This is a genomic window from Klebsiella sp. JN_Kp126 (assembly GCF_033843325.1).
GTDB lineage: Bacteria > Pseudomonadota > Gammaproteobacteria > Enterobacterales > Enterobacteriaceae > Klebsiella > Klebsiella michiganensis.
Window position 1 is genome coordinate 34678 of the sequence record NZ_JAWXQV010000081.1, and the last position, 21733, is coordinate 56410.

At 57.1% G+C, this 21733-nt stretch carries 18 protein-coding genes and 1 pseudogene; 11 read left to right on the forward strand and 8 right to left on the reverse strand.

Translation table 11 applies throughout. The annotated features are described in order from the left end of the window. Nucleotides 1–4 precede the first annotated feature (4 nt). Both SIK97_RS19695 and rimL read left to right on the forward strand, forming a co-directional pair. Entirely contained in the window at nucleotides 5–1660 is a 1656-nt protein-coding gene (locus SIK97_RS19695) for a glucan biosynthesis protein D (protein WP_004850560.1), read from the forward strand. 75 nt (nucleotides 1661–1735) lie between these two features. Then, a complete protein-coding gene (gene rimL / locus SIK97_RS19700) occupies nucleotides 1736–2320 on the forward strand; it encodes a 50S ribosomal protein L7/L12-serine acetyltransferase (protein WP_057173849.1) in 585 nt (194 codons plus the stop codon). Between the two features lie 122 nt (nucleotides 2321–2442). On the opposite strand, the gene ydcK is transcribed toward rimL, so the two are convergent. After that, a complete protein-coding gene (gene ydcK, locus SIK97_RS19705; RefSeq protein WP_014838369.1) occupies nucleotides 2443–3423 on the reverse strand; it encodes a YdcK family protein in 981 nt (326 codons plus the stop codon). A 110-nt stretch (nucleotides 3424–3533) separates the two neighbouring features. Here ydcK and tehA point away from each other — a divergent pair, with 110 nt between their 5' ends. Further along, entirely contained in the window at nucleotides 3534–4532 is a 999-nt protein-coding gene (gene tehA, locus SIK97_RS19710; protein ID WP_047723834.1) for a dicarboxylate transporter/tellurite-resistance protein TehA, read from the forward strand. A 2-nt stretch (nucleotides 4533–4534) separates the two neighbouring features. Continuing rightward, complete coding sequence (gene tehB, locus SIK97_RS19715; protein WP_032693454.1) at nucleotides 4535–5131, forward strand: tellurite resistance methyltransferase TehB; 597 nt, start codon at nucleotides 4535–4537, stop codon at nucleotides 5129–5131. Here the strand turns inward: tehB and pepT are convergent. Next, nucleotides 5128–6357, reverse strand: a complete 1230-nt coding sequence (gene pepT, locus SIK97_RS19720) for a peptidase T (RefSeq protein WP_014229217.1) — start codon at nucleotides 6355–6357, stop codon at nucleotides 5128–5130. The two genes, tehB and pepT, sit on opposite strands and share 4 nt — an antisense overlap. A gap of 113 nt (nucleotides 6358–6470) precedes the next feature. Between pepT and SIK97_RS19725 the strand changes: the two genes are divergently transcribed. Next, complete coding sequence (locus SIK97_RS19725; protein ID WP_057173848.1) at nucleotides 6471–8063, forward strand: ABC transporter substrate-binding protein; 1593 nt, start codon at nucleotides 6471–6473, stop codon at nucleotides 8061–8063. A 138-nt stretch (nucleotides 8064–8201) separates the two neighbouring features. After that, nucleotides 8202–8870, forward strand: a complete 669-nt coding sequence (locus SIK97_RS19730; protein WP_014229219.1) for a DUF3313 domain-containing protein — start codon at nucleotides 8202–8204, stop codon at nucleotides 8868–8870. A 75-nt stretch (nucleotides 8871–8945) separates the two neighbouring features. Here SIK97_RS19730 and SIK97_RS19735 read toward each other — a convergent pair whose 3' ends face one another. Continuing rightward, nucleotides 8946–9863, reverse strand: a complete 918-nt coding sequence (locus SIK97_RS19735) for a DMT family transporter (protein ID WP_014838374.1) — start codon at nucleotides 9861–9863, stop codon at nucleotides 8946–8948. A 182-nt stretch (nucleotides 9864–10045) separates the two neighbouring features. Between SIK97_RS19735 and SIK97_RS19740 the strand changes: the two genes are divergently transcribed. Next, on the forward strand, nucleotides 10046–10912 hold the full coding sequence (locus SIK97_RS19740; RefSeq protein ID WP_025107898.1) for an AraC family transcriptional regulator: 867 nt from the start codon (nucleotides 10046–10048) through the stop codon (nucleotides 10910–10912). Here SIK97_RS19740 and SIK97_RS19745 read toward each other — a convergent pair. Further along, nucleotides 10892–12058 carry a benzoate/H(+) symporter BenE family transporter gene (locus tag SIK97_RS19745; RefSeq protein WP_057173847.1) on the reverse strand — a complete coding sequence of 389 codons (1167 nt, stop codon included), beginning with the start codon at nucleotides 12056–12058 and terminating at the stop codon, nucleotides 10892–10894. The genes SIK97_RS19740 and SIK97_RS19745 overlap by 21 nt on opposite strands. A gap of 179 nt (nucleotides 12059–12237) precedes the next feature. Here SIK97_RS19745 and SIK97_RS19750 point away from each other — a divergent pair. Next, nucleotides 12238–12850: pseudogene (locus SIK97_RS19750) on the forward strand (helix-turn-helix domain-containing protein). Between the two features lie 166 nt (nucleotides 12851–13016). Next, nucleotides 13017–14981 (forward strand): peptidase U32 family protein, encoded by a 1965-nt coding sequence (locus tag SIK97_RS19755; RefSeq protein WP_057173857.1) that lies wholly within the window; start codon nucleotides 13017–13019, stop codon nucleotides 14979–14981. A gap of 11 nt (nucleotides 14982–14992) precedes the next feature. On the opposite strand, the gene SIK97_RS19760 is transcribed toward SIK97_RS19755, so the two are convergent. The 4 genes from SIK97_RS19760 to SIK97_RS19775 all read right to left on the reverse strand — a co-directional run bounded on the left by SIK97_RS19760 (nucleotide 14993) and on the right by SIK97_RS19775 (nucleotide 17928). Beyond that, entirely contained in the window at nucleotides 14993–15226 is a 234-nt protein-coding gene (locus SIK97_RS19760; RefSeq protein ID WP_004850586.1) for a DUF2554 family protein, read from the reverse strand. Between the two features lie 169 nt (nucleotides 15227–15395). Further along, nucleotides 15396–15521: a DUF2474 domain-containing protein gene (locus tag SIK97_RS19765; protein ID WP_004850587.1), complete on the reverse strand. Its 126-nt coding sequence runs from the start codon at nucleotides 15519–15521 to the stop codon at nucleotides 15396–15398. Continuing rightward, on the reverse strand, nucleotides 15521–16531 hold the full coding sequence (gene cydB, locus SIK97_RS19770; protein WP_004850589.1) for a cytochrome d ubiquinol oxidase subunit II: 1011 nt from the start codon (nucleotides 16529–16531) through the stop codon (nucleotides 15521–15523). The genes SIK97_RS19765 and cydB overlap by 1 nt, the downstream gene beginning before the upstream one ends. Further along, nucleotides 16531–17928 carry a cytochrome ubiquinol oxidase subunit I gene (locus SIK97_RS19775; RefSeq protein WP_014229228.1) on the reverse strand — a complete coding sequence of 466 codons (1398 nt, stop codon included), beginning with the start codon at nucleotides 17926–17928 and terminating at the stop codon, nucleotides 16531–16533. Before SIK97_RS19775 ends, cydB begins: the two co-directional genes overlap by 1 nt. A gap of 784 nt (nucleotides 17929–18712) precedes the next feature. Between SIK97_RS19775 and SIK97_RS19780 the strand changes: the two genes are divergently transcribed. Both SIK97_RS19780 and ydcS read left to right on the forward strand, forming a co-directional pair. After that, nucleotides 18713–20125 carry a PLP-dependent aminotransferase family protein gene (locus SIK97_RS19780; RefSeq protein WP_004850592.1) on the forward strand — a complete coding sequence of 471 codons (1413 nt, stop codon included), beginning with the start codon at nucleotides 18713–18715 and terminating at the stop codon, nucleotides 20123–20125. A gap of 443 nt (nucleotides 20126–20568) precedes the next feature. Next, complete coding sequence (ydcS, locus tag SIK97_RS19785; RefSeq protein ID WP_014838383.1) at nucleotides 20569–21714, forward strand: putative ABC transporter substrate-binding protein YdcS; 1146 nt, start codon at nucleotides 20569–20571, stop codon at nucleotides 21712–21714. Nucleotides 21715–21733 lie beyond the last annotated feature (19 nt).

Below are 21733 nucleotides of genomic sequence, written 5' to 3' on the forward strand. Positions count from 1 at the left end.
AGGCATGAACCGCAGACGTTTTCTCAAATCTTCCATGGCTGTTGCCGCCGTATGCGGAACGTCAGGAGTTGCCTCTCTATTCTCGAAAGCGGCCTTCGCCGAGGACTCGGGAATTGCCGACGGCCAGACCCGTCGCTTTGACTATTCCGTACTTCAGTCGATGGCCCACGATCTTGCGCGTCAGCCCTGGGGCGGCGCGCCGCGCGATCTGCCGCCAACCCTGGCAAACCTGACCCCGCAGGCCTACAACAGCATTCAGTACGATGCTGCGCACTCCCTGTGGAGTAATATCGAAGAGCGCAAGCTGGATATTCAGTTCTTCCACGTCGGGATGGGGTTCCGCCGCCGCGTACGGATGTTCTCCCTGGATTCACAAACCCAGCAGGCGCGGGAAATTCACTTCCGTCCCGAGCTGTTTAAATATAATGACGCCGGCGTCGACACCAAACAGCTGGAAGGCCAGAGCGATCTCGGCTTTGCCGGGTTCCGCGTGTTTAAGGCGCCGGAGCTGGCGCGCCGCGATATCGTCGCCTTCCTCGGCGCGAGCTACTTCCGCGCGGTAGACAGCACTTATCAATACGGACTGTCCGCCCGCGGCCTGGCGATCGATACCTTTACCGATACGCCGGAAGAGTTCCCGGACTTCACCTCCTTCTGGTTTGAGACCGTGAAACCGGGGGCGACGGTATTTACCGTCTATGCGCTGCTCGACAGCCCAAGCGTCACCGGCGCCTATAAGTTCGTGGTTAACTGTCAGGAGACGCAGGTGATTATGGATGTGGAAAACCACATCTACGCGCGTAAAGACATCAAACAGCTGGGCATCGCGCCGATGACCAGTATGTTCAGCTGCGGCAATAACGAACGGCGGATGTGCGACACTATCCATCCGCAGATCCACGACTCCGACCGCCTGTCGATGTGGCTGGGCAACGGCGAGTGGGTGTGCCGCCCGCTGAACAACCCGCAGAAGCTGCAGTTCAACGCTTTCCAGGATAAAAATCCGCGCGGTTTTGGCCTGCTGCAGCTGGATCGCGACTTCTCCCACTATCAGGACATCATGGGCTGGTATAACAAACGCCCGAGCCTGTGGGTGGAGCCGCGCAACCAGTGGGGTAAAGGGGCCGTCAACCTGATGGAGATCCCGACGACCGGTGAAACGCTGGACAATATCGTTTGCTTCTGGCAGCCCGAGAAGCCGGTTAAAGCAGGGGATGAGCTGGACTTCCGCTATCGACTCTACTGGAGCGCGCAGCCGCCGGTCCGTTCGCCGCTGGCGCGGGTATTGGCCACGCGTACCGGAATGGGCGGTTTCCCGGAAGGCTGGGCGCCGGGTGAGCACTACCCGGATAAATGGACCCGTCGTTTTGCTATCGATTTTGTCGGCGGCGACCTGAAGGCCGCGGCGCCAAGAGGCATTGAGCCGGTGATTACCCTGTCGAGCGGCGAAGCGAAGCAGATAGAAATTCTCTACGTGGAACCGTTTGATGGCTATCGCATCCAGTTTGACTGGTACCCGACCTCGGATTCGACCGACCCGGTCGAAATGCGCATGTTCCTGCGCTGCCAGGGGGAAGCGATCAGCGAAACCTGGCTCTATCAGTACTTCCCGCCAGCGCCAGACAAGCGTAACTATGTTGACGATCGGGTAATGAAATAATTGCCCTTGATTCCGCCCGCTAAGGTAACTTAGCGGGCGTTTGTTTTTTAATCAGACTATTAATCAGAGTCCATTATGACTGCCGAAAACGCGCCTGCGAGCGAAACTATCCCCGTCACCGAGTCGCTTTCTCTGCGCGCTGTGGATGAAAGCCACGTCGCTGAGCTGCATCAGCTGGTGATCAAGAACCAGCGCTGGCTCCAGCAATCGCTGAGCTGGCCCGCTGAAGTCAGTCACGAAGACGAAACCCGCCGCCACGTGCAGGGCAACGTGATGCTGCACCAGCGCGGTTACGCCAAAATGTTTTTGCTCTTTCTGCGAGAAGAGATCGTCGGCGTGCTGTCGTTTAACCAAATTGAGCCGATCAATAAGACCGCATACATCGGCTACTGGATTGATGAAAGCCACCAGGGGCAGGGGCTACTTTCTCAGGCGCTGCAGGCGCTGATGGACGCTTTTGCCCGCAGCGGGACGGTTCGCCGCTTCGTGATTAAATGTCGGGTAGCAAACCAGAGAAGCAATCAGGTCGCCCTGCGTAACGGTTTCACCCTCGAAGGGTGCCTGAAGCAGGCCGAGTATCTGAACGGTTCGTACGATGACCAGAATATCTACGGGCGCATTATTGATTGTGACACCGGGCAATTCCCGGCTCGCGGCTGACGCCTTGCCCGGGCTACGGGCCGCGCTGAGATGTAGCCCGGGCAAGGCGCGTTGAGCGCCGCCCCCCGGGGAACAGCGCGCAGGGGCCTGAAGCTGATAAACCACGCGGTCGGGAGCAAAGGTTATAGAAAGCCGACAATGGGCGTGCGGGTAAAAAGTTCGTCGCCGTTTATCACTTTCTCCCCTCTGATAGAAATGGCGTCGCCCGCGCTGGCTTCAATTCGCGCCCTGTCGCCGATCGTCACCTGATGTTCAATCACCACATCGCCGCAAATCACCGCATGCCCTTCAATTAACACGCTATCGTCCAGCAGAATCGGCCCGCCGCGCAGGTGCGCATGCCCGCCGACCATCACCCGATGCTTCAGCAGGCAGTTGCCTTCGACCACCGCGTGCTCCGCCACCTGCGAGCTGTAGCGCAGGGTGGGGATGGCGTCCTCTTCCCGCCCGGCGATAATCCTCGCGTGGCCATAAACTCGCGCGTTATCGCAGACCCAGACGTCGTTTTCGTCGTTACCCTCCAGCCGCGCGCAATCGAAGATTTCCGCCCGATGCTCAACAAACGCGTGTTCGACAAACGCGTCGCCGTAAACTTGTGCCTGGTGAACGATGCGCGAAGCGCTGACCGTTGCCCGCTGATAAATGCGCAGGATTTTGTCGCTGTCGGCGGTCAGACCCTGGGCGGCGATAATAAGCGAGTGGGGGAGGATCTGCGCATTGTCGGCCAGGTGACAATAACCCCGAATCTGCGAATGCGAAACGGTGACGTTGTCACTTATTCGCGCGCAGTGGCTTGCCTGCACGCTGTCCAGTCGCGCGTTATCGCTGACGATGGCGCCATGGCTGATAATGCACTCGCCGGTTAAGCGGGCATTACCCTCGATTTTCGCACCGGCAAACACCGCGCTATTCGGGTCATAAATCCAGCACTCGCCTTCGTGACTCAGGGCTGCTTCATTGTCCAGCCAGCCGCCTTCATCGCCGCGCTTCACGTCAGCGAAATCGCGTAAGGCGACAATTTGCCGCAGATTGACGCTATGTTTGTTTCCGTCGGCTTCATAGTGAAACTGGCGAACCTTCTCGCTGAGGTAATATTTGCGCATCTGCCTTTCTCATTACATATGGTTAACATAAACATAGCAAAAAACGCCGTAGCGTGTTTTTGAAGGTTCCTTTAGAATGCAACTTAAGATAAATTGAAAATTTAAACAAAATGAATAAAGAGCAGGGTGTGAGCCGGGTGCTGAATCTCCCGGCGGGCTATTTTGGTATGGTTCTGGGCATTATCGGCATGGGCTTCGCCTGGCGCTACGCCAGCACGATCTGGCCGGTGAGCCGGACAATCGGCGACGGTCTGGTTATCGTGGCCACCCTCGTCTGGGCGCTGCTGGCGCTGGCGTTTATCAGCCGTGCAGTCCGTTTCCCGCACAGCGTACTGCAGGAGATGCGCCATCCGGTGGCCAGCAGTTTTGTCAGCCTGTTTCCGGCGACGACCATGCTGGTGGCCATCGGCTTTGTTCCCTGGCTGCGGCCGCTCTCGCTGGTGTTATTCGCGATTGGCGTAGTGCTGCAGCTAAGCTATGCGGCCTGGCAGAGCGCCGGGCTATGGCGGGGGAAGCATCCCAATGAGGCGACCACCCCGGGTCTCTATCTGCCGACGGTGGCGAATAACTTTATCAGCGCCATGGCCTGCGGCGCGCTGGGCTTTACCGACGCCGGACTGGTGTTTCTTGGCGCCGGCTTATTCTCCTGGCTTAGCCTTGAACCGGTGATTCTGCAGCGCCTGCGCAGCGACGGCGAACTGCCGATGGCCATGCGCACTGCCCTCGGCATTCAGCTGGCGCCGGCGCTGGTGGCGTGCAGCGCCTGGCTGAGCGTGAACGGCGGCGAGGCGGATACCTTCGCTAAGCTGCTGTTCGGCTATGGTCTGCTGCAGCTGCTGTTCATGCTGCGCCTGATGCCGTGGTACCTGCGCCAGCCGTTTAACGCCTCGTTCTGGAGCTTCTCGTTCGGCATCTCCGCGCTGGCGACCACCGGCCTGCATCTCGGTCATCAGCATCCGGACGGCTTTTTCCATACCCTCGCGCTCCCGCTGTTTCTCTTCACCAATCTGATCGTCGGGCTGCTGCTGATTCGTACCTTCCTGCTGCTGATGCGCGGTAAACTGCTGATTCGCGTTGAGCGCGACACATTATTAAAAAATAAGGATTAACCATGACGCTTCGTGACGAAAATTACTTCACCGATAAATACGGGATGACCCGCACCCACTCCGAGGTGCTGCACGCCGCCACCCTGATCGCGCCGGGCAAGGCGCTGGATCTGGGCTGCGGCAACGGGCGCAATAGCCTCTATCTGGCGGCCAACGGGTTTGATGTCACCGCGTGGGATAAAAATCCGGCCAGCATCGGCAATCTTGAGCGCATTCGTCAGGCGGAAGGGCTGGAGAATCTGCGGACGGCGATTAAGGACCTTAACGCCCTCAGCTTTGACGGCGAGTATGACTTTATTCTTTCGACCGTGGTGATGATGTTCCTCGACGCGAAGACCATCCCGGGTCTGATTGCTAACATGCAGCGCTGCACCAGACCCGGCGGCTACAATCTGATTGTTGCGGCTATGGATACCGACGATTATCCGTGCAGCGTCGGCTTCCCGTTCGCGTTTAAACCGGGAGAGCTGCGCAATGATTATGAAGGCTGGACGTTACTCAAATATAACGAAGACGTCGGTGAACTCCACCGCACCGACGCCAGCGGGAACCGGATTAAGCTGCGTTTCGCCACGATGCTGGCGCGCAAACCGGCTTAACGCGCCGCTAACAGGCAGAGCTGTAATGCGGTCTGATAAGAGGCCTCAAAGGCGCGCAGCGGCAGAAACTCAAATTTCGAGTGGAAGTTGTGCGCGCCGGTAAAGAAGTTGGGCGTTAATACGCCTTTTGCCGACAGGGCCGCGCCGTCGGTGCCGCCGCGCATCGGCGTCGGTTTCGGCGTAATGCCTAAGCTTTCCATCGCTTCGAACATCAGATCAACGGCGCGGCGGTCTTCGCCGATGGCATTGCTGATGTTGCTATAGGTATCGCTGATGTGAAATTCCACCTTTCCGGTCGGATACTGCGCGGCGATTTTCTGCGCCACCTCGCTAATTTGCTGCTTACGGCGATGAAAACTTTCGAGGTCGAAATCGCGAATGCTGGCCTGCAGCAGGGTGCTGTTCTGATCGCCCTGGATACCGTTAAACCAAACGTAGCCCTCGCGTCCGGCGGTATGCTCCGGCGTTTGCTGGCGATCGAAATGGCTCATGTAATCGGTGGCCATCAGCAGCGGGTTCACCAGCACGCCCTTTGATGACATGGGGTGAGCGGTCACGCCGGTAAAGCGAATCTCCGCCGCGGCGGCGTTAAAGTTTTCATAGACGATTTCGCCGAGCTCGCAGCAGTCGATGGTCCAGGCAAAATCGACGGCAAAGCGCGCGAGATCCAGCGCCTTCGCGCCGCGCAGGCCCACTTCTTCATCCGGCACAAACGCGACCACGATGTCGCCGTGGCGGTGTTCCGCCGTCAGGTTTTCCAGCACCGTCATCACCACCGTAACGGCGGACTTGTTATCCGCCCCGAGCACGCTGGTGCCGTCGCTGAAAATAATCTCTTCATTGGGATAAGCGAGGATTTCCGGATGTTCCGCAACGCGCAGCCAGATATCTTTATCCCTGTTCAAACAGAGATCTTCACCAGTAAAACGCAGAATTTGTGGATGAATATCCGGCGACAAACCGACGTCAACGGTATCGATGTGGGTAATAAAGCCAATCCGCGGCGCGCCTGCGACGTTGCCTTTTTTCACCGCCGTGACGGTGGCGTGCTCGTCAATCACAATCTCATCCAGCCCCAGCTGGCGTAGCTCATCCGCAAGGGCCTGCGCCATCGCGTGTTGCCCGGCGGTGGTAGGCAGCGTCGTGGCTCGCGGGTCGCTTTGGCTGGTTATCGCCAGGTAGCGAAAGAAGCGTTGGGTTAATTGACTGGCTAGGGCTGATGACATAGTGATTCCTTCTTTATTCGAGTTTTCAGGTGTTTGCAATCAGGCTTTAGTGTTATGTATGAAAGGGAAAACAACAAGCTATTCATTAGCTGACAAATTAAAAAGGAAAACCTATGCAACGCAGATTCACGACGCTTGCTCTGGCGTTAGCGGCCCTGACGGCCAGCTCGGCCATTAGCGCAAAAACGCTGGTCTACTGTTCAGAAGGATCGCCGGAAAACTTTAACCCGCAACTCTACACCTCCGGGACCAGCGTGGACGCCAGCGCGGTGCCGGTCTATAACCGACTGGTCGATTTCAAAGCCGGTACCACAGAACTGGTGCCGAGCCTCGCCGAAAGCTGGGAAGTCAGCGAAGATGGGAAAGTTTATACTTTTCATTTACGCAAAGGCGTTAAATTCCAGAGTAATAAATATTTTAAACCCAGCCGCGATTTTAATGCCGACGACGTTATTTTTTCGTTTATTCGGCAAAAAGATCCTCACCATCCTTATCATAATATCTCCAGCGGCAATTACTCCAATTTTGAAAGCCTCGAATTTGGCCAGTTAATTACCGCGATTGATAAGCCTGATGAATATACGGTGCGTTTCACGCTGGCCCATCCCGAAGCGCCCTTTGTGGCCGATCTTGCCTGGTATTTCGCTTCTATTTTATCGGCGGAATATGCCGATGCGATGCTAAAAGCCGGCACGCCAGAGCGCGTGGATATGGACCCGATTGGTACCGGACCTTTCAAACTCGCGCAATATCAAAAAGATTCCCGAATTCTTTTCACCGCGTTCCCGGAATACTGGCAGGGGAAGGCGCATATCGATCGTCTCATTTTTAGTATCACGCCGGACGCCTCGGTGCGCTACGCCAAGCTGGAGAAAAACGAGTGTCAGGTGATGCCGTTCCCCAATCCGGCCGACCTGCCGCGAATGAAAGAGAACAACGCGATCAACCTGATGAGCAAAGCGGGCCTTAACACCGGTTTCCTGGCGTTTAACACCCAAAAAGCGCCGCTGGACAACGTTAAGGTGCGTCAGGCCCTGGCGATGGCGATCAATAAACCGGCGATCATTGAAGCGGTGTTCCACGGTACCGGTACGGCGGCGAAAAACCTGCTGCCGCCGGGCGTATGGAGCGCGGATAGCCAGCTGAAGGATTATGACTACGACCCGCAGAAAGCCAAAGCGCTGCTGGCGGAATCGGGGGTTGCGGGGCCAATTACCATCGATCTGTGGGCGATGCCGGTGCAGCGACCCTATAACCCGAACGCCAAACGCATGGCCGAAATGATCCAGGCCGACTGGGCGAAAATTGGCGTGCAAACGAAAATCACAACCTATGAGTGGGGTGAATACTTAAAGCGGGTGAAGGATGGCGAACATCAGGCGGCGCTGATGGGCTGGACGACCGCGACCGGCGATCCGGATAACTTCTTCGGCCCACTCTTTACCTGCCAGTCGGCGAACGGCGGGTCAAACTCGGCAAAATGGTGCTATCAGCCGTTTGATAAAATTATCGCCGAGGCAAAATCGATAACCGATCGCCAAAAACGCGAAGCGCTCTATCGCCAGGCGCAGCAGATGATGCATGACCAGATGCCGGCAGTCATGATTGCCCACTCGACAATATTTGAACCGGTGCGTAAAAACGTGTCAGGCTACGAAATAGACCCCTTTGGCAAGCATATTTTTTATCAGGTTGATATCAGATAAACAGCCAATCACGGCCCGCCGGTAACGGCGGGTTTATTTTTTCCAGCTACTTGACGTAGCACCGTTTTTGCCACAAAACTTACCCTGTTATTTGCTATAACTCTTGCCGATAAATGGTATTCACAGGGATTAACCTATATGCGTACTCCGTTATTTTTTAAAGTCGCCGCGCTTGCTGGCCTTTTAGCATTGGCCGGCTGCTCATCCAAAATCGCTAAGCCGGAACAATATTCGGGATTTTTAAAAGATTACTCTAACTTAAAAGAAACCACCTCGGCGTCCGGCAAACCGGAACTGCGCTGGATTTCGCCGGATTACAATCCGAGCAACTATGACAATATCGTCTATAACCCGATCACCTATTACCCGGTACCAAAACCCACCACCCAGGTGGGCGAGAAGGCGCTCAGGGATATCCTGAATTACACCAATAAAGAGATGAAACAGGCTATTTCCGAGCGTAAACCGCTGGCAACCACCCCGGGCAAGCGCAGCCTGATCTTCCGCGGCGCCATCACCGGCGTGGATTCCAGCAAAGAAGGGCTGCAGTTCTACGAAGTGATTCCGGTGGCGATGATTATCGCCGGTACGCAGGCGGCAACGGGCCACCGTACCATGGACACCAACCTGTTTTTTGAAGGGGAGCTGATTGATGCGGCGACCAAAAAGCCGGTTATCAAAGTGGTCCGTAAGGGCGAAGGTAAAAACCTGTCCAACGAAAATACGCCGCTCACCGTCGAGACCCTGAAGCAGGTCATTGATGATATGGCGATTGACGCGGTGAAATTCGACCCCAATAACCGTTAATCAGGCGTAGCCGTGAATAAAGGCGCTAGTGGTTGATAGCGCCTTTTTCATTTCTCCTCGACGGCAGCGCGAGCGTCAGCAGCGATCCGAGCGAACCCAGGCCAGCCTGCGCCGCAGCAGCCACTGCTCCGGGCGAGCGAACATCACCAGATTTCCGACCAGGATCAGCGCCAGTCCTGCCACGGCGCTACTGTGCCAGACGTAACCTTCATAAAAAGTCGAAATGGTCAGCGCGACGAGTGGAAACAGCAGGGTGCTGTATGCCGCTTTACCCGCGCCGATTCGCCCCACCAGCGTAAAATAGGCGCCAAAAGCAATCACCGAGCCAAACACGGCGAGATACAGTAGCGCGCCCATATAGCTGAGGGTCCACTGCGGCGCGAAATTATCACCGCGAACCAGCGCGATCGCGCCCATGACCAGGGTGCCGTAAAGCATGGCCCAGCTGTTGGTGGTCAACGTCTCCAGACCGCGGCGCTGGTGGCGGATGCTGAGCATATTGCCGAGCGAAAACCCATAGGTGCCCAATGCGCTGAGGGCAATACCCAGCAGGAGCGAGGCGTTCAGGCCGCTGGCCCATAAATCATCCCAGAATAGCGTCACGATCCCCGCCAGCCCCAGCGCGGCGGCCAGCCAGAATCGGCCCGGAGGCTGCTGGCGATAGAAGAGAAAGCTATTGATCGCGTTAAACAACACCGCCATGGAGAAGATCACCGACTCCAGCCCGGTATTGATATACGCGGCGGCGGTATAGAAACACCAGAAATTAAAGCAGAAAACGCAGCAGCCCTGTAGCAGGCAAAAGAGATGGTCGCGCGCGGCCAGCGGGCGCAGGCGGCGGGTAACCAGCAGAATGGTCAACATCGCGACGCTGGCGACGGCGAAGCGCCAGAAAATAGACACCGGCGCGGCAACCGGCCCCTGCTGCAAAAAGATAGCAATCCAGGTGGTGCCCCAGATAACCACGACCAACCCGTAGAGTAATGCGTTCAAAATGTCTCTCCTGTGAGTGTTGTACCGGTCATTGTGCGGCTTGGGCGAATTCGGCGCTGTCATCAGCTTGTCGCCGACTTGCAAATTCTTGCGCTTATTTTTCATTAGCGGCGGGGGAATGCTGGTATCTGCCGGCGACTCTTCTTAGACTAGCGATCTGCGGAATCTGAACTGTGAAGGCTATGGCTTACGGGACTTTCGAAACATTGCGTCAAAAAAATGCCGTGCTGCGGGGGACGGTGAACCTCAACTCCGGTATTCAGCTGGCGGCGTGGTATAACAATCTTGATACCATCACGGTACAAAGTGACCACCATACCCTGAGCCTGTATATTGCCGATGGCTACGAAAGCTACCAAAAAACGCCCCACGGCTGGAAAAACGGCGGCGGGCCGGATCGTTTTTGCCTGATGCCGAAAGGCGATGAGAGCACCTGGGATATCCGCGGCGATCTCTCTTTTGTGCATCTTTACTGCACCGATGAGCACCTGCGCCGGGTAGGCGAGCAGATTTGGGACCGCAGCCCGGCCTCGTTCACGCTGCAGGAGAAAACGTTTTCCAGCGATGACAAAATCACCGCCGTCTACCGCCAGTTTCTCCTCGACAACGACTGGCAGCAGCAGGCGAATCAGCTAACGTTGAGTTCGGCCAGCACGCTGCTGCTCACCCACCTGATTCAGCACTATTCGAACGTTCAGTGGCGTTTACCGACGGTGACCGGCGGGCTGGCGCCGCACGTCTTGCGCAATCTGCTGGCATGGATTGAGGAGAACCTCGACCAGCCGCTCACTCTTGCCGAACTGGCGCAGGAAGCGGCGTTAAGCGAATACCATTTTGCGCGGATGTTTCGCCAGTCGATGAAGATGGCGCCGCACCAGTACGTTATGCAGCGCCGGATGGTTAAAGCGCAGGCGCTGATTAGCCAGAGTCGGCTGCCGTTAACCGATATCGCCATGGCCTGCGGTTTTAGCAGCGCCAGCCACTTCAGCAACCGGGTGAAAAGCGCCACCGGCCTGACGCCCTCGCAGCTACGCGCGGCGCAGCGTTGACAGCAAAACGTAGCTGACGCCGCCGAGAACCAGCCCCCAAAACGCTGAGCCGATACCGGCCAGCGTCACGCCGCTGGCGGTGACCAGAAACGTTACTACCGCCGCATCGCGCTCACTCTCATGATTCAATGCCTGAAACAGGCTGCCGCCGATGGTACCGAGCAGCGCCAGCCCGGCAAGCATCTGGACCCACGCTATCGGCAGCGCCGACATCAACGAGGTGATTGAGCCGCCAAATATCCCCGCCAGCAGATAAAACACGCCCGCCGCCGCCGCCGCGAGCCAGCGTTTTTGCGGGTCCGGATGGGCTTCCGGGCTCTGGCAAATCGCGGCCGTAATGGCGGCGATGCAGATCGAGTAGACCCCGAAAGGCGACAGCAGCAGCGCCAGGCCGCCGGTGGCGACAATAAGCGTTGAAGCGGGGACCCGATAGCCCGAGGCCTGGAGGGTGGCGAAGCCGGGGGCGTTTTGCGACGCCATGGTGACGAGGAAAAATGGTATACCGACGCTGATCAACAGCGCTGGCGTAAATTCAGGGGCGATCCAGGAAGGGGCGACAATGCTGAAACTTATTTGTGACGTTGTCACTTCTCCGCTCAATCCGGCCACCGCGCTTCCTGTCAGCAGAGCGGCGACAACCGCGAAGCGGGGAAGCCAGGCTTTGCACAGTAACCATACGGCTAACATACTGCCGCATAACAGCAGATTAGCCTGCAGGCTGGCGAAAGCCTGCATGCCAAAGCGCAGCAATATGCCGGCCAGCATCGCCGCCGCCAGCGAATGGGGAATAATCTTCATGAGCCGGGCAAATATGCCGGTGATGCCGCAAAGCACGATTAAGGCGTTGGCAAAAATAAAGACGCCAACCGCCTGGGAGAGCGTGACCCCCTGCAGGCTGCTGACCAGCAGCGCCGCGCCGGGCGTTGACCAGGCCGTCAGGATGGGCACCTTTCGCCAGACGGTGAGGGCCAGGGTGCTGATGCCCATTCCCAGACCTAAGGCGGTCATCCAGCCAGCGATTTGCGCAGCATCGGCGCCTGCCGCCGCCGCTGCCTGCCAGATAATGGCGGCAGAGCTGGCATAGCCGACCAGCACGGCGACGAAGCCGGCGAGCAGACTCGGAAAAGGGAGAGTGAAAGAGCGCATGGGGGTGCCTTGTGCGTTATAACGGTCGGTATAATGTAGCATTGTGCGTTATAACGCACAACTGGCTTTTCGGCAACGCCAGACCCGGATAGCGGAGCCCGGGCGAGCGCTATACGTCAATTCCCTGTAGAATCAGGTGAATGTGCGTATAATTCCTTCAGATATTATTGGGAGGTTGAATGGATATTGCGCAACACCTGTCGGCAACGTTAAAAACGCTGCGCCAGCAGCGCGGCTGGAGCCTGTCGCGCCTGGCGGAAGAGACCGGCGTGTCGAAGGCCATGCTGGGCCAGATTGAACGCAACGAATCCAGCCCGACGGTAGCGACGTTATGGAAAATCGCCACCGGGCTTAACGTGCCGTTTTCCGCCTTTATCGTTGCCGATGAGGCCGGTGAACCGACGGCGTTTGATCCCCAGCAGCAGGCCATGGTGGTCACGCCGCTTTTCCCTTGGGACCCGGTGCTGCGCTTCGATCACTTCTCCATCACCCTGGCCCCGGGCGCGCTGAGTGAGTCAACGCCGCATGAGCAAGGGGTTATCGAACATGTGGTGGTGATTAGCGGCGTGCTGGATCTTTGCCTGCAGGACAGCTGGCAATCGCTGCAGCCCGGAGAAGGGCGGCGTTTCGCCGGCGATTTAGCGCACGCCTATCGCAATAGCGGCGCGCAGACTGCCCATTTCCATTCGCTGATCCACTACCCGAAATAAAAAAGCCGCGAGTAAACTCGCGGCCAGGCAAATGACTGAGACAACAAATCACAACGTGACGAGGAAAATCCGGAATACGTGATGACTCTATCCTCAGGCACTTTTTCTGGGAAATATCTTTTCCTTCAATGCTTTGCTAAAAACTGAAAATTCCTTCCGCGGCGGCGATGGAAAATGTTTTGGTCTGCGCCAGGTTCTGACTACAATAGCCGCCATTTCGACCCCCTATAATGGATAACGACGAGCGTATGCGCCTGCAAAACCATCATCTTGAACTACTGAGTCCTGCCCGCGATGCCGGGATCGCCCGTGAAGCGATTTTACACGGCGCGGATGCGGTCTACATCGGCGGGCCGGGCTTTGGCGCGCGCCACAACGCCAGCAACAGCCTGAGCGATATCGCCGGTCTGGTACCGTTTGCCCATCGCTACGGCGCGAAAGTGTTCGTGACCCTGAACACCATTCTTCATGATGATGAACTGGAGCCGGCGCAGCGCCTGATAACCGACCTGCATGAAACCGGCGTGGACGCGCTGATTGTCCAGGATATGGGGGTCATGGAGCTGGATATTCCGCCGATTGAGCTGCACGCCAGCACCCAGTGCGATATCCGCAGCGTTGAGAAAGCAAAATTTCTCTCCGACGTCGGCTTCAGCCAAATCGTGCTCGCCCGCGAGCTGAATCTTCAGCAGATCAAAGCGATTTACGACAACACCGACGCGACCATTGAGTTCTTCATCCACGGCGCGCTGTGCGTGGCCTATTCCGGCCAGTGCAATATTTCCCATGCTCAGACCGGGCGCAGCGCCAACCGCGGCGACTGCTCGCAGGCCTGCCGTCTGCCCTATACCCTGAAAGATGACCAGGGCCGCGTGGTGGCGTATGAAAAGCACCTGCTGTCGATGAAAGACAACGATCAGACCGCCAACCTGGCCGCGCTGATCGATGCCGGGGTACGTTCCTTCAAGATTGAAGGGCGCTACAAAGATATGAGCTATGTGAAGAACATCACCGCGCACTATCGCCAGATGCTCGACGCCATCATTGACGATCGCGGCGACCTGGCCCGCGCCTCGGCGGGGCGTACCGAACACTTCTTTGTTCCGTCAACGGATAAGACCTTCCATCGCGGCAGCACCGACTATTTTGTCAACGCGCGCAAAGGTGATATTGGCGCGTTTGACTCGCCGAAGTTTATTGGTCTGCCGGTGGGGGAAGTCCTGAAAGTCGGTAAAGATTTTCTCGACGTTGAGGTGAGCGAAACGCTGACCAACGGCGACGGCCTGAACGTGATGATCAAACGTGAAATCGTCGGCTTTCGCGCCAACACGGTGGAGAAAACCGGCGAAAACCGCTATCGCGTATGGCCGAACGAGATGCCCGCGGATTTACACAAAGTGCGTCCGCATCAGCCGTTAAACCGCAACCTCGATCATAACTGGCAGCAGGCGCTGCTGAAAACCTCCAGCGAGCGCCGCATCGCCGTCGATATCGAACTGAGCGGCTGGCAGGAGCAGCTGGTCCTGACGATGACCAGCGAAGAGGGCGTGAGCGTCACCCACACGCTGGACGGCGAGTTTGCCGAGGCGACCCAGGCGGAGAAAGCGCTGGCGAACCTGCGCGATGGCGTGGCGAAGCTCGGCCAGACCCTTTACTATTCGCGCAACGTTGAGATTAACCTGCCCGGCGCGCTGTTCGTGCCAAACAGTCTGCTGAACCAGCTGCGCCGTGAAACGGCGGAAATGCTTGATGATGCGCGTCTGAAGGCCGTGGTGCGCGGCAGCCGCAAGCCGGTTTCGGTGCCGCCGCCGGTCTATCCGGAAACGCATCTGTCGTTTCTGGCTAACGTCTACAACCACAAAGCGCGCGAGTTTTATCAACGTTACGGCGTCCAGCTGATCGACGCCGCCTATGAAGCTCATGAAGAGAAGGGCGACGTGCCGGTCATGATTACCAAGCACTGCCTGCGCTTTGCCTTCAACCTGTGTCCGAAACAGGCCAAAGGTTCGATTAAAAGCTGGAAAGCGACGCCAATGCAGCTGATCCACGGCGATGAAGTGCTGACGCTGAAGTTTGACTGCCGCCCATGCGAAATGCACGTGGTCGGTAAGATAAAAAACCATATCCTGAAAATGCCGCTGCCGGGCAGCATCGTGGCGTCCGTGAGTCCCGATGAGCTGATGAAAACCCTGCCGAAACGCAAGGGCGCCTGATAACGAAATCGCTACTGGTAGTGATGCATTTTTGGTTTCCGCGCATTCTGCCAGTGGTGCTGCTCGCGCAGGTCGGAGGCGGCGTCTTCCGCCTGGCTGCGCAGCTCGTCGCTATCGGCTTCGTGCTGTAACTGCTGTTCGAGACTCTGTACCGGGAAGAAATCGTGTCCGTGCTGGCGGGCCAGCACGTGCCCGGAAAACAGGGCGCACGCCAGCAGTAATGTTGAAACGCTTCTTCTGAACATCTCTTTTTCCATGCTATCGGCGAATGGGGCTACTATGCCAGGGGCTGGGTGAGATTATTACGTCGGTTGGCAAAGAAGCGAAAAGCCTTTGTCAGCATCGCCTGACGGATGGCGAAAAAAAGCCCGATGGTGTCGCCATCGGGCCGAATAACATTACGTGACGGGCGGATCAGGCCTTCAGCCCGGCGGCCGTCATCAGCAGCCGAAATCCCATGCTTACCGCCGCCAGCGCCAGCACGCTGCCTCCCCACAGGACCACCATCCATAACGTGCGCTTAAGCCATACTCGTTGCATCAGTGATACCCCTCGCCGTGTTGAACTTTGCCGCGAAAAACGTAGTAGCTCCAGAAGGTGTAGCCGAGGATCACCGGCAGAATAAGCAGCGCGCCAACCAGCATAAAGCCCTGGCTTTGCGGCGGCGCGGCGGCCTGCCAGAGGGTGATGCCCGGTGGAATAATATACGGCCAGATACTGATTCCCAGCCCGCTAAAGCCGAGAAAGATCAGCCCTAGCGTGAGGACAAACGGCAGCAGGTGGCTGGCGCTGTTGCGCAGCGCTCGCCACAGCCAGGCGCTTATCGCCGCGACCAGCAGCGGTACCGGCAGCAGGAAGAAGAGATTTGGCAAGCTAAACCAGCGCTCGGCGATGGCCGTCTGCGCCAGCGGGGTCCAGATGCTGATGGCGACAATTACCGCCAGCAGCGCCAGCAGCAAACCGCGCGCGGTCACGCGCATATTGCGGTGGAGCGCATTCTCGCTCTTCATCACCAGCCAGCTGGCGCCCAGCAGCGCATACGCAATGCACAGTCCCAGGCCGCAGAACAGGGTAAACGGCGTAAACCAGTCAAACATCCCGCCGCTGAAGCTGCGGCCGCTGACCGCGAAGCCGTTGATCACCGCGCCGACGACCATCCCCTGGGTGAAGGTGGCCAGAATCGAACCGCCCATAAAGGCGCGATCCCAGAACGGGCGGTGCGATGGCGTCGCGTTAAAGCGGAATTCAAAAGCGACGCCGCGGAAAATAAGCCCGATCAGCATCAGGGTAAGGGGGATCGCCAGCGCGTCGATAATTACCGCATAGGCCAGCGGAAAAGCGCCAAACAGGCCCGCGCCGCCGAGCACCAGCCAGGTCTCGTTGCCATCCCAGACCGGCGCGACGCTGTTCACCATGACGTCGCGATCCGCCGCGTCCCGCGTGGTACTGAATAAAATGCCAATGCCCAGGTCGAAGCCGTCCATCACGATATACATCAGGGTGGCGAAGACGATGATGACAAACCAAATAACCGATAAATCGATACCCATTACCAGGACTCCTTCTGCTGTACATGGTCCGTTGCGGCGGAAAGCGGGCGGGCAGGCGTACCGGCGCCAGGCGGCTGAGCGTCCTGCGGCCCTTTGCGAATCAGACGCAGCATATAGCTATAACCGACGCCGAATACCGAAGCGTAGACGACGATAAACGTCAGCAGACTGATGGACATATGCAGGTCGCCGTGAGCGGAGACGGCATCTGCGGTACGCTGTACGCCGTAGACGACCCACGGCTGGCGGCCCACCTCGGTGGTCACCCAGCCCGCGAGGATAGCGATAAGCCCCGATGGCCCCATCCATAGCGCAAAGCGTAAAAAGGGTCGGGAGTGATAGAGGCGACCGCGATAGCGCAGCCACAGGGCCAGCGCGCCGAGCAGGATCATCAGCATGCCGAGACCGGCCATCAGACGGAAGGACCAGAACACGATGGTGGCGTTAGGGCGATCTTCCGCCGCGAACTCTTTCAGCGCGGGAACCTGTTTATCCAGGCTGTGGGTGAGGATCAGGCTGCCGAGGGCCGGGATTTCCAGACCATAGCGCGTCCGTTCCTGCTGCATATCCGGCCAGCCGAACAGCAGCAGCGGGGTGGGTTCTCCGGGGATATTCTCCCAGTGACCCTCGATAGCGGCGATTTTCGCCGGCTGGTGCTTGAGCGTATTCAGCCCGTGCATATCGCCAATCATGGCCTGAACCGGGGCGACAATCAGCGTCATCCACAGCGCCATGGAGAACATCGCGCGAACGGCGGGCGTGTTGTTGCCGCGCAGCAGGTGCCAGGCTGCCGATGCGCCGACGAACAGCGCGCTGCTGAGAAAGGCCGCCACCGACATATGCAGCAGACGGTAGGGAAACGACGGGTTAAAGATAACCGCGAACCAGTCCACCGGCACCACCTGGCCATTGACGATCTCAAACCCCTGCGGCGTTTGCATCCAGCTATTGGACGCGAGGATCCAGAAGGTGGAGATTATCGTCCCCAGCGCCACCATGCAGGTGGCGAAGAAGTGCAGGCCCGGCCCGACGCGGTTCCAGCCGAACAGCATGACGCCGAGGAATCCGGCTTCAAGGAAGAAGGCGGTCAGAACTTCGTAGGTCAGCAGCGGGCCGGTTATGCTCCCGGCAAACTCGGAGAATCCGCTCCAGTTGGTACCAAACTGATAGGCCATGACCAGACCTGAGACCACCCCCATGCCGAAGTTGACGGCGAAGATTTTCGACCAGAAGTGGTAGAGCGAGCGCCAGGTCGGGTTTTTCGTTTTTAACCATAAGCCTTCGAGAACCGCCAGGTAGCTGGCTAACCCGATGGTGATGGCGGGGAAGATGATATGAAATGACACGGTGAAGGCGAACTGGATCCGCGCCAGGTGGAATGCATCAAGACCGAACATGCAAAACTCCGCAATAAAATTGATTCAGCGCAATTCTAGGCCTCCACCATGGCGGATAGCAGGAACAGAAACCCTGTTTTTATCTATAACAGTTGTCGATTTGAGCTTCTGTTTCTTGTGATAATTCCTATTTTTCTAAAATCAAGCTATTTCACACCCGCGGATAGTATGTTATTTTAATTTGACGTTAGCGCTGCAAGTCAGTATTTAAACGTTCCTTTGGGTAAGCGATAGTTATATTTTAAATCTAAGTATAAATATCCTGAATAATTCATAAGTTGTATATCAATCCTATAATAAAATAATTGGCCGTTTTTACCGCGCGCACGTACGCCTTCATTAACGCGGGTTTCGTGTGCTGTGGATTTTAATCTGGGATTTTAACTCAGCGTGATTTGAACGCTGAGTTAAGGATATGTTTAATACATACCCGTAATTTTATGGGTTGTTATTGGATAGTGTATTTATTGATTATATTTTACAGAGGATGTGATTGTGTCGACTAATGGACTTCGTAGCTTGTGTACTGTTTTGTTAATTATGACTTTTTTCTGGATACTGGTTGTTAGTGGGATGGTTATGCTATTTTAAATAATAGCTTATCGTTTAATCACCTGAGTTTATTCTGCATCAGATGAATATATGAGCAATAAACGAATGGCTTAGCTGTAAGTAATTCGTGCTATCGCCAATGCCAATCTTTGAAAATAGGTCAGTATATAAATACTGGCCTATTTTATAAACTGATATACAATTGTGCTGACATTTTCTTGCGGATTGTTATATGAAAAAGTACCAGCAGCTGGCGCAGCAGATTACCGAACAGATTGGCCTTGGGGTGTGGTTACCCGGCGACCGGCTGCCCTCACTGCGGGAACAGGTGGTCAGCAGCGGGATGAGTTTCATGACCGTCAGCCACGCCTACCAGCTGCTGGAAAGCCAGGGCCGGATCATTGCCCGCCCGCAGTCCGGCTATTATGTCGCGCCGCAGCCGATCAAACAGCGCCAGCCTGAGCCGCCCGCCCAGGTGACGCGCGATGAGTCCGTTGATATCAATACCTACATCTTCGAGGTGCTGCAGGCCAGCCGTCAGGCGTCCATGCTGCCCTTTGCCTCCGCTTTTCCCGATCCGCGCCTGTTTCCGCTGCCGCAGCTTAACCGCTCTCTGGCGCAGGTCAGCAAAACCGCCACCGCCATGAGCGTGATTGAAAACCTGCCGCCGGGGAATGATGAACTCCGCCATGCCATTGCCCGCCGCTACGCGCTGCAGGGAATGAATATCTCGCCGGATGAAATCGTCATCACCGCCGGAGCGCTGGAGGCGTTGAACCTTAGCCTGCAGGCCGTTACTGAACCGGGCGATTGGGTCGTTGTGGAAAACCCCTGCTTCTACGGGGCGCTGCAGGCGCTGGAGAGGCTGCGCCTGAAGGCGCTGTCGGTGGCGACCGATGTTAAAGAGGGCATTGACCTCGACGCGCTGGAGCAGGCGTTGCAGAATTACCCGGTTAAAGCCTGCTGGCTGATGACCAACGGGCAAAATCCGCTCGGCTTTACCCTCAGCGCGGAGAAAAAAACGCAGCTGGTCGCGCTGCTGGCGCGCTACAAGGTGATGCTGATTGAAGATGATGTCTACAGCGAGCTCTATTTCGGCCGCGAGAAACCGCTGCCGGCAAAGTACTGGGATCGCGACGATATGACGCTGCACTGCAGCTCTTTTTCCAAGTGCCTGGTGCCCGGGTTCCGCATTGGTTGGGTGGCGGCGGGCAGGCACGCCCGACGCATTCAGCAGCTACAGCTGATGAGCACGCTCTCAACCAGTTCACCCATGCAGCTGGCGCTGGTGGATTACCTCTCGACCAAGCGCTATGACGCCCATTTGCGGCGTTTGCGCCGCCAGCTTGCCGAGCGCAAGCAGCTGGCCTGGCAGGCGCTGCTGCGCCATCTGCCCGCAGAGGTGAAAATCCATCATAGCGACAGCGGCTATTTTCTCTGGCTTGAGCTCCCCGCCGGGAGCGACGCGGGGGAGCTGAGCGCCCGCGCGCTGGCGTATAATATCAGCATTGCGCCGGGGAAAATGTTCTCCACCTCCGCTAGCTGGACCGCATTTTTTCGCTTTAATACCGCGTGGGGCTGGGGCGAAAGAGAGGAGCAGGGGGTTAAGCGGCTGGGCGAACTGATTCGCGAGATGCTGGCGTAGCTGGGATGGCGGTCCGCTTGCCCGGGCAGGGGAAGTTTATTGGCGCCCGGGCAAGCGCAGAATATCCCTGACCGGTCCGGCCGCCACCCGGCAAAAAACCGCGGCGGCAGAGAAAACGGTTTTTTCATTTATCCGGGGTTTTGTTTATATCCAGCGGTTATCCCTTTCCTTAAAAATATGCCGCTGACGCAGGTTGAATATCATGCCAGTTATTATTGTTTCGCGGTAAACCATATGAAATTTGCATAGTCATATTAACTCGCTAACCGCTTGTCTATAATCCGCAAAGTCAGCCCGTGTCGCACGTTTTGTGCGTAATGCGCCCCTTGTCACAACCTGAATAAATTTCCCCGGGAGGCCATAGCGCGCCGTCTACTGTTATTAAGGGAGATATTTTTACGGCATGGCTGCCGCTCATTTTCTTGTGACAGGAGTAAGACCTGATGAGCAAAAAAATTGCCCGTGGCAGCCTTTGCGTGCTGGGTATGGTATGCCTGACGGCGCAGGCCGCCGAGCCGCCGACATCTCTCGATAAAGGCGAAGGCCGTCTCGATATTATCGCCTGGCCGGGATATATCGAACGGGGACAGACCGATAAAAGCTACGACTGGGTAACCCAGTTTGAAAAAGAATCCGGCTGTCAGGTCAACGTCAAAACCGCCGCCACGTCCGACGAGATGGTCAGCCTGATGGCGAAAGGCGGTTATGACCTGGTCACCGCGTCCGGCGACGCCTCGCTGCGCCTGATTATGGGTAAGCGCGTGCAGCCGATTGACACCGCACTGATCGCTAACTGGAAGTCCCTCGACCCGCGCGTGGAAAATGGCGCGTGGTTCAACGTCAACGGTAAGGTTTACGGCACTCCCTACCAGTGGGGGCCGAACCTGCTAATGTACAACACGAAAACCTTCCCGACGCCGCCGGACAGCTGGAGCGTGGTGTTCGTCAAACAAAACCTGCCGGACGGTAAAACCAACCTGGGCCGCGTGCAGGCCTATGACGGGCCGATTTATATTGCCGATGCCGCGCTGTTCGTCAAAGCCACCCAGCCGCAGCTGGGTATCAGTGACCCCTATCAGCTTACCGAAGCGCAATATCAGGCGGTACTCAAGGTGCTGCGCGATCAGCACGCCCTGATTCATCGCTACTGGCACGATACCACCGTACAGATGAGCGATTTTAAAAACGAAGGCGTCGTGGCCTCCAGCGCCTGGCCCTATCAGGCCAACGGTCTGAAGGCGGAAGGTCAGCCGATTGCGACCGTTTTCCCGAAAGAGGGCGTCACCGGCTGGGCGGATACCACTATGCTGCATAGCGACGCGAAACACCCGGTCTGCGCCTATAAATGGATGAACTGGTCGCTGACGCCGAAAGTGCAGGGGGATGTCGCGGCCTGGTTTGGTTCGCTACCGGTGGTACCCGAGGGGTGCAAAGCCAGCGCGCTGCTGGGGGACAAAGGCTGCGAGACCAATGGTTACAACGAATTTGCCAAAATCGCGTTCTGGAAAACGCCGGTAGCGGAAGGCGGGAAATTTGTTCCCTATAGCCGCTGGACCCAGGATTACATTGCGATTATGGGCGGTCGTTAAGTCGCCGGAGGCGAAGAAC